Below are 12,989 nucleotides of genomic sequence, written 5' to 3'. Positions count from 1 at the left end.
TCAGTTCTTCCCCGGTCACGAGTTTCGGGAACGAAGGTCGCGGGAGTTGTTTCGAAGATTCGCACGCGAAGTTCTTGCGACGTAGGCTTCCTCGATCAGTTCTGCCAGGCTTGCAGCACTAGTCGGGTACTTCCACCAACGCGCATACCCCATCTCACCATTGACGTTATCGCTGACCCTCGCGGGCAACTGCCTACCAGTTTGATTTGCGGCCGAAGGAAGCGTGATTGCAAGTAACCCGCTCGCCGAAGATGTGGCGGTACTGCGCAATGATGCCCCCACCTCCCAGTCCACGAATTTACGCCCCCATGTTTCACGTCCGACTAGGACGATTGTCACTGTCGTGTCGCGGAAGTACTTTGCTCGTATTTGAGCCTTAATGTAATCGGTGTTCGCGCTATTGATAATGTCACCAGACATGCTAGCGCCGATTCCTCGCGCAATCAGAACATCCTGATCATGATCAAAGGCCTGGATGAAACTCTGCACTTCAGCTTCATTAGCGTGATGATATGAGATGAAACATTTCCTACGCGTGTTGCTGGCCAGCGTTGACATCAAGAACCTTTCTTGCACTCACGCTCATCGTGAGGCTGGTTGAACTCTACAGGCGGGCACCGACACGCATAGATGAGTCGCGCGACAGCAGAGCAGAATCTTGACAATTTACTCGTCAGAACCACGTCGCAACGGCGCGTCTATCGAAACTCCACGGAGCGACAATCGCACTGTCAACGCTGTCCCAGGTAGGCTGTCGATGCTCTTGATATCGGTATCTATTAACGGTGCTTCCACCGATACCTCGGCTGGTCCCTCCACGACCGCGCTAAACGACCACGAGTGGCCACGTTTTAGTAAGCTCGGGTCAATGTAGACGGTGGCCTCGTTTCCCGAAGCCCCAATACTCGGAGAAACAATTCGCGGATGTCCAGAGACGTATGTGATTCCATAGAACGTTCGATCGAAGCGCACAACCACGGGCTGCCCGGCATCGAAATGCCCGGACGTCAAGTCACGCGTCCCCGAGTTCTTTAGAACCACGGTCACAAGATGTGGATCCCCGATGGGAAACTCGCGGTAAGTGACAGCAAGGACTCCTGGGCGAGCACCTCTGGGCAGAATCGGTGCCGCCTTTATAGTGAGCTCGAGGCGCGCGTTCCGATTTCCCCATCTGCGAGTTGCCCAGACCGTTATCGGAACCGCGGTTGCTGCGACAAGGAGCGCAGCCCAACCTAACCATGCGTTTGAGTCCACAACGTCTCCTAGCGAGAGCAACTACGGGCTCAATCGCCCTAAACGTTCTATGAGTGACGGAACGCGGTTATAGATTAAATCTAAATTCAACCACGTTCCGGTACATATCAACCTCTTCACTGCCACGACACGACCACGGCGAGGGGTTGTCGGCGATGCGCGCAATCGCTTCCCTGATCTCGTTAACGTACGTATCTGCCTGGAGAGTGTCGCAGCGTTCCTCTATATAAACCCAGATCGACAAGAGGTTGCTCAGCACGGCCCAGGTTAGCCGGTAACCCGTCAAGTCTTCTCGCGACAGCGCCGAGGATGCCGTCGAGATGCCCGGTATCTAGCGGGTCGCCCCCTACCGGATCGTGAAGCGGGAGAACGACTGCGCTTGAGCATTGTCGGTGCCGGAATCTATACTCATCAGCATGACTGAGATGCTGGCGGCCCTTTTAGGCGCGATCGTTGGCGGTGTCCTCTCCGCTTGGGTGGGCTCACGACAAACCATCAAGGTTTTGAAGCATGAGACAGAACTAGCAGCGACAGAGAGGCGGGAAGCGCAGATCGCCGATGAGGATCGGCGGCGATCCTTCGCAGCCGATCAGTTGATTGCGGCACTCGCGGACTTTACGACCGTCAAGCGGGACGACAGGGACCTCTCAGCGTCCTTCGTGCGACTCGCGGCGACAGCGGACGTTCATAGCGAACGAAACGGTCGCGCCTCGGTGCTACTGCAATCGGGTTCAAGCCACTCACACGCACTGCCGGCTGAACTGCGCGCGCGATGGGATGCGCTGACGTGGCTAGTCCGCTTCAATCAGTCAGAGCAACCTGAACGTTCCGAGGACCTGCGGCGGCGCGACGCCAGTGACCTGCTGAACTACATCGAGTATGTTCGGCGATCCCTGTGTTCCGTCAGCGGGGACTACCCGGTGCCGCCGCATTTCTCCGCGCCGAATGTACGCCGGGATGAACGACGCCCCTGGGGATTCAAACCCGAGGAGGGATACAACGAGCCCGACCTCACCGAATGGCACTTCAGTTCTCGCCTGATCGGCAAGGTTAACTACTCCTCCGGAGAGGTACGTTGGCACGGACCCAACGGACTCGTAGTGGATCTTTCGAACGAGACCGCCGAAACGACTCCATCGGACGTGTGAGATGGACGGCTCAACGATTCCAGCTGTACAGCGACCTCGATTAGAAGCGGCCCAGGACCGCGCGCTGATGGTGCAGCTCCCCTGATAAAGCGCCAACCGATGAGAGACCTCGCACTTCTTCGACTGTGACCAGAGACTTCCTCGACGCCACTGATCTCAGACGCATTTTCGAGGGGTCGACCCCAAGATACTCCGGCAGGTGCCGGGGTAGCTTGGGGTACCTCACCAAAACACCCATACCCTGGTCCAGCGAGAAGCACGTTGTAGACTTCTCAGACGAGGCCCGTGCCTACACGCACAGGGCCCGCAGTATTTCACAAAGGGAGTCCTGTGGGCGCGGATCTGTTCATCTCGTATGCCTGGACTTCAGACCAGCACAGAGAGTGGGTACGCCTACTCGCAGCCCAGCTCAAGGCGCTCGGATTCGACGTGCTCATCGATGCCGATGTCGATTATGGCAATGACCTCAACGGCTTCATGCGCCGCGTGGACGATTCCAAGCGCGTGCTACTCGTTGTCGACCAGAACTACGTCAACAGGGCTGACACGATGCCAGATTCGGGCGTCGGCAAGGAGAGCCGCTGGATCTCGGAGGTGCATGGCGACCATGAGGCCAACTGGATGTCAGCTCTGTTCGTCAATAACCCCGGTTGCAGGTTGCCTTCGTGGCTAGGCGATACCATGCCGAAGGGCTTCGATTTCAACCACTCATCTGGCAGCCTTCAGCAGTTCCCCGGAGCCGAACAGGTCGAAGACCTCTGGCGTTGGATCGCCGGGCTCCCGACCAACCGCGACAGCGCGACTCCGATCGCTACGCTTCGGGAGCGCTCTACGCGCTTGGAACAACAAGCCGTGCGTGAAGAGCCCTCGCAGTGGCGGAACCCAGACTTGGTGGGCGAGTTTCGCTTCGCATATGAAGATGCACCAGGGAAAACCTTCCGCTGGGGCTTCGGGGACTCTGACTTCGCATTTACTGTCAGCGGACACAGCAATGACTCTATATATGTCTACAAGGATTATGGGACGGCTGTGGGCCTCGTTCGCGGCGGGACGCCCGACGATGCCGATCTGGAGCGACATCTAGTCCCAGGGCGCTCAGTTACTCCGAGCGCCGGCCAGAGCGTTGTGCTGATGAATGAACACGGTCGACTAGCCGTCGTTGAGATCGTTGACGTGCGGAGGGAAACCACGGACGTCCCCTACACCGCGCCGTACGTCACGTTCCGATGGCGAGTCATCGCGTCCTCGTGATCCGAAACAGTTCAAGGTTCCGCTGATTCCAAAGACCACTAGGGAATCTCCGTCAAAGAGGAAAGGGCCAAGTTTGCATCGAATCGCAAGCTTGGCCCTTTCCATAAGAACTGATGATTACACGTTGAAGCGGAACTCCACCACGTCGCCGTCGTGCATGACGTATTCCTTGCCTTCGATGCGGACCTTGCCCTTGGCCTTTGCCTCGGCCATGGAGCCGGCCTCGATGAGGTCATCGAAGTGGACAACTTCAGCCTTGATGAAGCCACGCTGGAAATCAGTGTGGATGACGCCAGCAGCCTGCGGAGCGGTATCGCCCTGGCGAATGGTCCAGGCACGCGTTTCCTTGGGGCCAGCGGTCAGGTAAGTCTGCAGGCCAAGGGTGTGGAAACCAACGCGAGCCAGCTGGTCCAGACCGGATTCTTCCTGCCCGTTCATTTCCAGCATTTCACGGGCTTCTTCTTCGTCAAGTTCAACGAGGTCAGCCTCGAGCTTGGCGTCAAGGAAGATGGCGTCGGCGGGAGCTACGAGCGCGCGCAGTTCTTCCTGACGCTCCGGGTTGCCCAGCACAGCGTCATCGACGTTGAACACGTAGATAAACGGCTTGGCCGTCAGCAGGCTCAGCTCCTGCAGGTGCTCCAGCTCAAGCTTGTCGCTCTTGATGGAGGAGAAGATGGTGTCGCCTCGTTCGAGGACAGCAAGCGCTGCCAAGATGGCCTTCAGCTCGGCTGCATCGCGCTGCTTGAGCTTGACGGCCTTTTCGATGCGCGGGATGGCCTTTTCAACCGTCTGCATATCGGCAAGGATCAGCTCGGTGTTGATGGTCTCCATATCGGAGCGCGGATCCACCTTGCCGTCCACGTGAATTACATCGGGGTCATCAAAGACACGGATGACCTGGGCGATGGCCTCAGCCTCGCGGATGGTGGCCAGGAACTTATTTCCCAGACCTTCACCTTCCGAAGCACCCTTGACGATGCCAGCGATGTCCACGAAGGTCACAACTGCCGGGAGCAATCGCTGAGATCCGAAGACCTTAGCAAGCTCTGCCAAGCGGGGATCGGGCAGGCTGACGATGCCAACGTTGGGCTCGATCGTTGCGAACGGGTAGTTCGCTGCGAGCACGTTGTTGCGCGTCAGTGCGTTGAAAAGAGTTGATTTGCCGACGTTGGGCAGTCCGACGATGCCAATAGTAAGAGCCACGGTAAGTGATTCTACCGGCATTGCCACCGCGGCGGACACTTGAGCTGGTGTTAGGCGCAAATGAGGTAGTTAGAACACCTTGTTTTGCCATTAACACCAGCACACGTTGAGCGCCCGCCCCAGAATGTCGGAGCCTCATGCGAAGGTGGTTTCATGACTGGAATCGCTTGGCTTGTAGCCATCTTGATGTTGTTGGTTGGCGCTGTGCTGGGTGCTGCCGTGGTGGCGTGGGTGCTGCTGCGAAGGCTGCGCGGTGCAACGGAGGAAGCTGACGCGGCCCATGAGCGGGCGGCGGCGCTCAATGCCAATTTTGCCGCGGCGGATGCCGAACGCAGGCTTCTCGCCTCGCAGAACCATGCGCTCTCGGCACGGCAGGGCACCGATTCCAATGTCCTTCAGGCGCTGGGCCCGGTGTCAGAGAAACTCAATGCCGTGCAGCGCCAGGTTTCCTTGCTGGAGCGCGATCGTGTTGAGCAGTACGGCCAGCTCGCCGAACAACTCCGTGAGGCCAAGGAAGCCGACGCCAAATTATTGGCAACCACCTCTTCCCTTGCCTCCGCGCTGCGGTCCAACAGCGCCCGCGGAAAGTGGGGGGAGGTCCAGCTGCGCCGCGTTGTTGAAGCTGCCGGCATGCTGTCCCACGTTGATTTCCAGGAGCAGGTTCACACCGCAACGGACGACGGCGTGCACCGCCCCGACATGGTGGTGCGGCTGCCCGGCGGCAAGGAACTGGTTCTGGACGCCAAGGTGCCGCTGACCTCTTTCCTTAACGCGCACGACGCCGACACTCCGGACGGCGTGGAATCGCAGCAACACTTGGCGCGCCACGCAAAAGCCGTCAAGGTCCACATCGATGCTCTGGCCGGCAAGGCCTACTGGGCGTCGGCAACGAACTCCCCGGAACTTGTGATCTGCTTCGTCCCGGTTGAGTCAATTCTTTCGGCTGCGTTGATGGCCGATCCGGGTCTGCTGGATTACGCCATGTCCAAGAACGTGGTGCTCGCCTCCCCGATCTCGCTCATGGCAATCCTGAAGTCCGTGGCATTTAGCTGGCGACAGGATGTGCTGACCGAAAGCGCCAAGGAGCTCTTTGAACTGTCGGCACAGCTGTACACGCGCCTTGGCACTATGGGTGAGGCGGTTTCGGCCGTGGGTGTCTCGCTGAAGACAAGCGTCGACCGCTACAACAAGCTGGTGGGGACGCTGGAAGCCCGGGTCCTGCCCACGGCCCGAAAACTCAATGCGCTTGACCCGCAATCATTGGAATCCCCCGTTCACGTCGAGGTCACGCCGCGGGTCCTGACTGCGCCGGAATTCAACGATCCTTCATGGAGTTAACTACAGGAGCTAACTGCTGGAACTCACTACAAGAGGTTGGAGCTCTTGACGCCCTTGTAATCGGGATCTCCGGCAGCCTTGAGCTTTGCACGCAATTCCTTGGGCAGCGAGAACAGGATGTCTTCCTTGGCGGTGACTACCTCATTCACGGACGTGAAGCCGTATTCGTCCAGCAGTGCCAGCACATCCTGGACCAGAACTTCAGGCACAGAGGCACCACTCGTGACGCCGACACTGGCGACTCCTTCAAACCAGGTCTCGTCAATCTCGTGGGCAAAATCAACCCGGTAGGAGGCCTTCGCGCCGTATTCCAGGGCAACTTCCACTAGACGAACTGAGTTAGAAGAGTTGGCCGAACCAACCACAATCACGAGGTCCGCCTGTGGGGCGATCTCCTTGATGGCCGACTGGCGGTTCGTGGTGGCGTAGCAAATATCGTCGCTGGGCGGGTTCTGCAACTTCGGGAACCGCTCACGCAGGATGTCGACGATCTCCATCGTCTCATCGACCGAAAGGGTGGTCTGTGAGAGCCAGATCAGGTGGTCCGGATCAGCGACCTGAACGGTGCGAGCCTCTTCCGGATTGTTCACGATCGTGGTGCTCTCCGGCGCTTCGCCGTAGGTGCCTTCCACTTCTTCGTGGCCTTCGTGGCCGATGAGGAGAATATGGTTTTGTTCCTTGGCAAACCTGACGGCTTCCTTGTGCACCTTCGTCACCAGCGGGCAGGTGGCATCAATGGTGCGCAGCCCGCGGTCGGCGGCCGACTGAACCACAGCCGGGGAGACACCGTGTGCGGAGAAAACGACCAATGCGCCTTCGGGAACTTCTTCATTTTCTTCCACGAAGATGGCACCGCGGGCTTCCAAGGAAGAAACCACATGCACGTTGTGAACAATCTGCTTGCGCACGTAAACAGGCGCACCGTAATGCTCCAGGGCCTTTTCCACGGCGATGACGGCGCGATCCACACCGGCGCAATATCCTCGCGGAGCGGCGAGCAAGACGCGCTTTTCTCCGGTCACCGGGGCCGCGGCAGCGACCTCTTCGGGCGACCTGCGACGTCGCGGAACGGCGGGCATGGACAAGGAAACGGCAGTGGAACTCATACCCACCATCCTACGTGGTGCGCCTGCGCTTCACGATGAGAGTTGCAACACCGGCCAGCGCCAGCACCCCGGCAATAACAAAGGTGGCGTTGATCCCGCCCTGCCAGCTCTCCCGGGCCAAGGATCCCAGCTCCACCCCAAATTGCTGGGCCGCCTCGGGGCCCGTGGCCATGCCGGCCAGTACGCTCTGCACAATTCCTGATGCGAACAGCCACACCAGCGCCACGGTGGCCAGCCCTGCGCCAGCGAGTATGAGCGTCAGCGCACGCCGTCGTGCGGCAACGAGGCCAAGCACCAAAAGGTCGATGGCGATGAACGCCAGCCACCCTCCCCAACCACCGAGCGTGGTCGCCGCGGGCAACAAACGGGCTAGCCGGGGTTGTTCCAGGGCCACAACAACGTCCTTGGGCGTGGGCAGGGCAACACCCGTGGAGTCGCTGACCTTAATGGCTATCAGGGCCACCAGCGGGGCAATGTCCAACTGCAGGTCACCCTGAATATCCTTGTTGCCGGCCGCGGCAAAGGTCAATGCATGGCTGCGCTGCAGGGTTTCTGTCCAGGCCTGGTCGTATCCGGGTTCCGTGTAGATGCTCTGGGCCGCACTTTGGATGACGGCCGCGGCCAGGTCGGTGAGCTGGGATGGCAGGTCAATGGACGCCGTCGCCTGCGAGGCAGCCAGGGCGGACAGGCCCTCCTGGAACGATTTGTTGCTGCCTAATGGTCCCGCCAACTCGACGAACCCGGCCTGGTCGATGACGTTTTTCTGCAACCACATGGCAGGTCCGGCCACGGCTGCGGCCACAAGGGCCAGAATGACAAGAAGAGCGGAAACAGCAGTGCGCATGAATCATCCCAAACAACGAAAAAGTGTTGACTATGATTTTCCAGACTAGTCGAAGCCTGTGGACAGCGGTGAGCCAGTGTCAGTGCATGAAGATATGGTTATTTCAAGGCACCACTTAGCAACGAAGGACGGCGATACGGTTATGGCGGACACCCCGGAGCAGAAGATCCTTGCACCAACGGCGGCCGAAACCACACCTGACAACCCCTGGCCGTTGCAGATGCTGAGCCAAAAGCTCAAGTCCCACATTGAAAAGGCGCCGCCTGCCTGGGTCGAGGCGCAGGTGATCGAGCTGAACAAGCGCGCCAACGTCAGCTACCTGACCTTGCGAGACATTGATGCCGAGGTGTCCCTGAGCGTCACGGTATGGGGTTCGGTCCTGAGCCGACTGGAGGCTCCCTTGGAACGCGGCTCCCGCGTAGTGGCCCAACTCAAACCCGATTTTTGGCTCAAGACCGGGCGCCTGTCCATGCAGGGTCAGGACATCCGCCCGGTGGGCTTGGGAGACCTGCTGGCCCGCATTGAACAATTACGCCAGGCCTTGGCTGCCGAGGGCCTTTTCGACCCCCGCCGCAAGAAACCCCTACCCTTGCTGCCACATCGGATTGGCCTGATTACCGGCCGCAATTCAGACGCCATGAAGGATGTGCTGCGCAATGCCGCCCTGCGCTGGCCTGCCGTGGAGTTTGAGGTTCGCGAAGTTCCCGTCCAGGGCGTCAACGCCGTGGCCGGGGTCATCGGCGCTTTGGCCGAACTTGATGCCGATCCCAGGATCGATGTAATTGTCATTGCCCGCGGCGGCGGTTCCCTCGAGGACCTGCTGCCGTTCAGCCATGAATCCTTGGTGCGCGCCGTCGCCGCGGCCCAGACACCGGTAGTCAGCGCCATTGGCCATGAGGCAGACCGGCCGCTGCTGGATGAGGTGGCCGATCTCCGCGCCTCCACGCCGACCGATGCCGCCAAGCGCATCGTGCCCGACGTGGGCGATGAACTGCGCCGCGTGAATCAAGCCCGGACGCAGCTCAATCGCAGGATTGAGAACCTTTTGGAGCGTGAAAGCGAGCGGCTGGCCTACCTCCGTACCCGGCCTGTGCTGGCCAACCCGGAAGTCATGATCACTACCCGGTACGACGACGTTGCCTCCTCGCGCGGCCGTGCCCTGAACGCTGTACGCACCCAGGTTGGCCGGCATCATGATCAATTGGCGCACCTGCGGGCCCAGGTCCGTGCACTGTCGCCGCAAAAGACCCTTGACCGGGGCTACGCCGTGGTCCAGCTCGAAGACCGAACCATCGTCCGGGCGCCCGAACAGGTCTCCCCCGGAACACCCCTAATGATCCGCGTGGCCGGTGGCGATTTCACCGCCTCAAGTAACTAGCTAACGTCCGCAGATCCCAGCCACAACAGAAGGAACCCCATGAGCACCCCAACACCGAACCCCGCCACTGCAGACATCGCCGCGCTCAGCTACGAACAAGCCCGCGAACAATTGATGAACGTGGTCAATCAACTCGAGGCCGGCAGTTCAAGCCTTGAAGATTCGCTGGCACTGTGGGAGCGGGGCGAAGCCTTGGCCAAGCGTTGCGAGGAATGGCTGGAAGGCGCCAAGGCACGCCTTGACGCCGCCCGTGCCACAGAGGACTCATAACTACAACTAACGCTAGATGACGGCGTCCTTCAGTCGCGCCCGTTCCTTATCCAGGTCGTAGTCGCCCACGGGCCACTCCAGTTTTAGCCCTTCGAATGCTTGGATCAGGATTTCCTGAACCGCTAAGCGCGCGTACCATTTCTTGTCTGCCGGAACCACATACCACGGCGCATTTTCGGTGCTGGTTTTCTCAAAAACCCGCTGGTAAGCGTCCATATATTCCGGCCAGAATTTACGTTCGTCCAGATCCGTGGGGCTGTACTTCCAATATTTGGTGGGATCCCCAAGGCGTGCGGTGAGTCGCTCCAACTGCTCGGCCGGACTGATATTGAGCATGACCTTAACTACCGTGGTGCCGGCCGCAGCCAGCTTTTCCTCAAACTTGTTAATGGCCGTATAGCGCCGCTCGAGTTCGTTCTCGTCAGCCCATTCGTGCACTCGGTGAATCAACACATCCTCATAGTGCGAACGGTCAAACACGCCGAAGATGCCCGGCTCTGGCGCGCCGGGGCGAATGCGCCACAGAAAATGGTGTGCCTTTTCCTTATCGGTGGGTGCCTTGAACGTTGTCAGCTTGATGCCCTGAGGATCCACCGATCCCACCACATGCCCAACGATCCCGCCTTTACCAGCTGTGTCCATAGCCTGCAGGATCAAGAGCACTGATTTCGTCCCACCGAAACGGCTTTGGGCAAAGAGCTTCTCTTGAAGCTCGGCCAGAACGGGCGCCCGTGCGGTCAAGGCTGCAGCGCCGTCGGCCTTCTTTCCAGAAAAGCCAGGCGAGGCATTGGTGGGCTGTTTGGCCAGCGAAAATTCTGGTCCAACGCGCAACAAATCGGCGGGGTGCTTGGTAAAACCAACGGGCAGGGGCATGGGTGGAACCTTTCCTTAGGGTTTGTACGTACTCAGGAACTCGGCAATCCTGCCAATAGCCTCTTCGAGGTCCTTGACGTTAGGCAAGGTGACAAGACGGAAGTGATCGGGGCGAATCCAGTTGAACGCGGTGCCATGAGAAACGAGAATCTTTTGTGATTCCAGCAAGTCCAAGGCAAACTTCTCGTCGCTCTTGATGGGGTACACCTCGGGGTCAAGCTTCGGGAACAAGTACAGCGCACCCTTGGCCTGGTTGACGGAGACACCCGGAATTTCGTTGAGCATGCGGTACGCAATATCGCGCTGTTCCTTCAACCTGCCGCCGGGCAGAATCAGGTCCTCAATGCTCTGATGCCCACCCAATGCCGTCTGGATGGCGTGCTGTCCGGGGACATTGGCACACATGCGCATGTTCGCGAGCAGGTTGATGCCTTCGAGGTAGTCCGCGGCACGGGACTTAGGTCCGGAAATGGCCAGCCAACCTGAGCGGTAACCACAGATCCGGTACGCCTTGGACAGACCGCTGAAGGTCATGCACAGCACTTCGTCACCGGTAATGGTGGCCGTATTGATGTGTTCGGCGCCGTCATAGAGGATCTTCTCGTAGATCTCGTCCGAGAAGACCACCAGACTGTGCTTACGGGCCAGATCCACCATGCCCTGCACAATGTGCTGCGGGTACACGGCGCCCGTGGGATTGTTGGGGTTGATGATGACCATGCCCTTGGTCTTGGGCGTGATCTTGGCTTCCAGATCCTCAAGATCCGGCCACCATTCGTTGTCCTCATCGCAGATGTAGTGCACGGGGCGCCCGCCGGCCAGGCTCACGGAGGCTGTCCACAGGGGGTAGTCCGGCGTGGGGACCAGCACCTCGTCGCCATTGTTCAGCAACGCCATGAGGGACAAGGTGATGAGCTCGCTGACCCCATTGCCAAGGTAAACATCGTCAACATGGATGTTGTGGATGCCACGCGTTTGGTAGTACTGAACAACGGCGGTACGGGCCGAAAAAATGCCGCGGGAATCACTGTATCCCTGGGCATGGGGCAGGTGGCGGATCATGTCCACCAGAATCGCGTCCGGGGCTTCAAAGCCGAAGGGCGCCGGGTTGCCAATGTTCAGCTTCAGGATCCGGTGGCCTTCGGCCTCCAACTTTTGGGCCCGTTCCAAGACGGGACCGCGGATGTCGTAGAGAACGTTGTGGAGCTTGGTGGACTGAGTGAATTCTGCCATTTACCAAATATGGCACACGGCACCGGGTGTTGGCGCCCGCAACGTGCCGATCGGTTGGGGCCAATGGTTAAGAACTGGCCTTGACCAGCCCCTGTTGGGTTAGCCAGGCGGTCGCCGCTTCGCTCAACGTGGCGTAATGGCCATCCTGGGATAGGCGGCTGAGGTTGCTGAGCTCTTCGGTAGTCAAGGCTGCACTGACCTTGTTGATGACCTGCTGCAAAGCGTCGTTGACTTTCGCTGTTGCTACTAATGGAACGATGTTTTGGCTGGGAAACAGGCCCTTGGGATCACTCAATACCACCAAGGCGTTATCGGCAATGGCGGGTGAGGAACTGTGAATCCCCGCCATTTGAACGTCATCACGCAACAGCGCCCACAAGGTGCTGGAGTCACCGAACTCCAGTGTGGGATCCAAGGATTCGTACTTCTTCGGGATGCAGTTGTAGTCACTACCCAATCCCGAAAGGCCGCCTTCCTTGGTCTTGAAGGCCGAGGAGCCGCCCATGGTGAGCTTCTCGCATACCTTGCCTACATCGGCGAGGCTCTTGAGCTGGTATTTCTGGGCCGTCACGGCCGTCACCACAATGCTGTCCCGATCTTCTGCCTTGGTGGGATCCAGAAGCTTCAGGCTGTCGGGCAGAGCCGCCTGCAATGCATCCAGGGCCTCACTTGCTGTCTCTGCGGTGGCCGGCTCGGCTACCTCGGTCAGGGCAACCCGGGAGTAGATGGGCACAATATCCACGCTGCCCTGCTCAACTCCTGACAACAATGTTCCGGCTGCTGCGGGAGTTTCCACCACGGAAGCCTGCACCCCCGCCGCGTAGAGCGAGGCCGCATAAACGTGCGCCAACAAGGCGCCTTCTGCGGGGTCCACACCATCAGGCACCTGCGGCGTCCCGATCTTTAGGACCGTCTCACCGGGCACCTGTGAGGCACTCGGAATGTTGTCTATTGGCTCAGGAGTGCACGCGGTGGCCGTGCCCACAAGGAGCACAGCCACCGTTAGTGCGGCCACGACTTTCGGGTGCACGAGCTTCCGATGCACAAGCTTCCGACGCACTGTGGCCTCTCCTAAGACGTTGGTCTGTAGT

At 59.4% G+C, this 12,989-nt stretch carries 13 protein-coding genes; 5 read left to right on the top strand and 8 right to left on the bottom strand.

Translation table 11 applies throughout. The features are described 5' to 3' along the window. Nucleotides 1–15: 15 nt before the first annotated feature. Both ACP7B9_RS01985 and ACP7B9_RS01980 read right to left on the bottom strand, forming a co-directional pair. On the bottom strand, nucleotides 16–558 hold the full coding sequence (locus tag ACP7B9_RS01985) for a TIR domain-containing protein (protein ID WP_425860257.1): 543 nt from the start codon (nucleotides 556–558) through the stop codon (nucleotides 16–18). A gap of 763 nt (nucleotides 559–1,321) precedes the next feature. Continuing rightward, a complete protein-coding gene (locus ACP7B9_RS01980; RefSeq protein WP_425860255.1) occupies nucleotides 1,322–1,540 on the bottom strand; it encodes a type II toxin-antitoxin system RelE/ParE family toxin in 219 nt (72 codons plus the stop codon). 130 nt (nucleotides 1,541–1,670) lie between these two features. On the opposite strand from ACP7B9_RS01980, the gene ACP7B9_RS01975 reads away from it, so the two are divergent. Together ACP7B9_RS01975 and ACP7B9_RS01970 are read left to right on the top strand one after the other, a co-directional pair. After that, nucleotides 1,671–2,402 carry a hypothetical protein gene (locus tag ACP7B9_RS01975; protein ID WP_425860253.1) on the top strand — a complete coding sequence of 244 codons (732 nt, stop codon included), beginning with the start codon at nucleotides 1,671–1,673 and terminating at the stop codon, nucleotides 2,400–2,402. 330 nt (nucleotides 2,403–2,732) lie between these two features. After that, nucleotides 2,733–3,653, top strand: a complete 921-nt coding sequence (locus ACP7B9_RS01970; protein ID WP_425860251.1) for a toll/interleukin-1 receptor domain-containing protein — start codon at nucleotides 2,733–2,735, stop codon at nucleotides 3,651–3,653. A gap of 117 nt (nucleotides 3,654–3,770) precedes the next feature. Here the strand turns inward: ACP7B9_RS01970 and ychF are convergent, their stop codons facing one another. Next, entirely contained in the window at nucleotides 3,771–4,856 is a 1,086-nt protein-coding gene (gene ychF, locus ACP7B9_RS01965; protein ID WP_425860249.1) for a redox-regulated ATPase YchF, read from the bottom strand. Between the two features lie 153 nt (nucleotides 4,857–5,009). Here ychF and ACP7B9_RS01960 point away from each other — a divergent pair, with 153 nt between their 5' ends. Further along, the gene (locus ACP7B9_RS01960) at nucleotides 5,010–6,194 is read left to right on the top strand and encodes a DNA recombination protein RmuC (protein ID WP_425860248.1); all 1,185 of its coding nucleotides are present in this window, start codon (nucleotides 5,010–5,012) and stop codon (nucleotides 6,192–6,194) included. A 26-nt stretch (nucleotides 6,195–6,220) separates the two neighbouring features. On the opposite strand, the gene ACP7B9_RS01955 is transcribed toward ACP7B9_RS01960, so the two are convergent. After that, nucleotides 6,221–7,300: a 4-hydroxy-3-methylbut-2-enyl diphosphate reductase gene (locus tag ACP7B9_RS01955; protein WP_425860246.1), complete on the bottom strand. Its 1,080-nt coding sequence runs from the start codon at nucleotides 7,298–7,300 to the stop codon at nucleotides 6,221–6,223. Nucleotides 7,301–7,310: 10 nt separating this feature from the next. Continuing rightward, nucleotides 7,311–8,144: a hypothetical protein gene (locus tag ACP7B9_RS01950; protein ID WP_425860245.1), complete on the bottom strand. Its 834-nt coding sequence runs from the start codon at nucleotides 8,142–8,144 to the stop codon at nucleotides 7,311–7,313. A 142-nt stretch (nucleotides 8,145–8,286) separates the two neighbouring features. Between ACP7B9_RS01950 and xseA the strand changes: the two genes are divergently transcribed. Together xseA and ACP7B9_RS01940 are read left to right on the top strand one after the other, a co-directional pair. Continuing rightward, entirely contained in the window at nucleotides 8,287–9,522 is a 1,236-nt protein-coding gene (gene xseA / locus ACP7B9_RS01945; RefSeq protein ID WP_425860718.1) for an exodeoxyribonuclease VII large subunit, read from the top strand. 39 nt (nucleotides 9,523–9,561) lie between these two features. Then, complete coding sequence (locus tag ACP7B9_RS01940) at nucleotides 9,562–9,792, top strand: exodeoxyribonuclease VII small subunit (protein ID WP_425860243.1); 231 nt, start codon at nucleotides 9,562–9,564, stop codon at nucleotides 9,790–9,792. Between the two features lie 12 nt (nucleotides 9,793–9,804). Here ACP7B9_RS01940 and ACP7B9_RS01935 read toward each other — a convergent pair whose 3' ends face one another. From ACP7B9_RS01935 to ACP7B9_RS01925, 3 genes are all read right to left on the bottom strand, one after another. Continuing rightward, entirely contained in the window at nucleotides 9,805–10,665 is an 861-nt protein-coding gene (locus ACP7B9_RS01935; RefSeq protein WP_425860241.1) for a PPK2 family polyphosphate kinase, read from the bottom strand. 15 nt (nucleotides 10,666–10,680) lie between these two features. After that, the gene (locus ACP7B9_RS01930) at nucleotides 10,681–11,898 is read right to left on the bottom strand and encodes a pyridoxal phosphate-dependent aminotransferase (protein WP_425860239.1); all 1,218 of its coding nucleotides are present in this window, start codon (nucleotides 11,896–11,898) and stop codon (nucleotides 10,681–10,683) included. Nucleotides 11,899–11,965: 67 nt separating this feature from the next. Continuing rightward, nucleotides 11,966–12,958 carry an ABC transporter substrate-binding protein gene (locus tag ACP7B9_RS01925; RefSeq protein WP_425860237.1) on the bottom strand — a complete coding sequence of 331 codons (993 nt, stop codon included), beginning with the start codon at nucleotides 12,956–12,958 and terminating at the stop codon, nucleotides 11,966–11,968. Nucleotides 12,959–12,989: the final 31 nt, after the last annotated feature.

The organism is Arthrobacter sp. TWP1-1 (assembly GCF_049897845.1).
Taxonomy (GTDB): domain Bacteria; phylum Actinomycetota; class Actinomycetes; order Actinomycetales; family Micrococcaceae; genus Specibacter.
This window is presented reverse-complemented; position numbering and strand designations above follow the sequence as displayed.

Excerpts from the sequence above, each read along its gene's own strand:
- xseA (WP_425860718.1), top strand. The coding sequence starts at position 8,287 with ATGGCGGACACCCCGGAGCAGAAGATCCTTGCACCAACGGCGGCCGAA.
- ACP7B9_RS01960 (WP_425860248.1), top strand. The coding sequence starts at position 5,010 with ATGACTGGAATCGCTTGGCTTGTAGCCATCTTGATGTTGTTGGTTGGC.
- ACP7B9_RS01975 (WP_425860253.1), top strand. The coding sequence starts at position 1,671 with ATGACTGAGATGCTGGCGGCCCTTTTAGGCGCGATCGTTGGCGGTGTC.
- ACP7B9_RS01935 (WP_425860241.1), bottom strand. The coding sequence starts at position 10,665 with ATGCCCCTGCCCGTTGGTTTTACCAAGCACCCCGCCGATTTGTTGCGC.
- ACP7B9_RS01985 (WP_425860257.1), bottom strand. The coding sequence starts at position 558 with ATGTCAACGCTGGCCAGCAACACGCGTAGGAAATGTTTCATCTCATAT.
- ACP7B9_RS01940 (WP_425860243.1), top strand. The coding sequence starts at position 9,562 with ATGAGCACCCCAACACCGAACCCCGCCACTGCAGACATCGCCGCGCTC.
- ACP7B9_RS01955 (WP_425860246.1), bottom strand. The coding sequence starts at position 7,300 with ATGAGTTCCACTGCCGTTTCCTTGTCCATGCCCGCCGTTCCGCGACGT.
- ACP7B9_RS01950 (WP_425860245.1), bottom strand. The coding sequence starts at position 8,144 with ATGCGCACTGCTGTTTCCGCTCTTCTTGTCATTCTGGCCCTTGTGGCC.
- ACP7B9_RS01930 (WP_425860239.1), bottom strand. The coding sequence starts at position 11,898 with ATGGCAGAATTCACTCAGTCCACCAAGCTCCACAACGTTCTCTACGAC.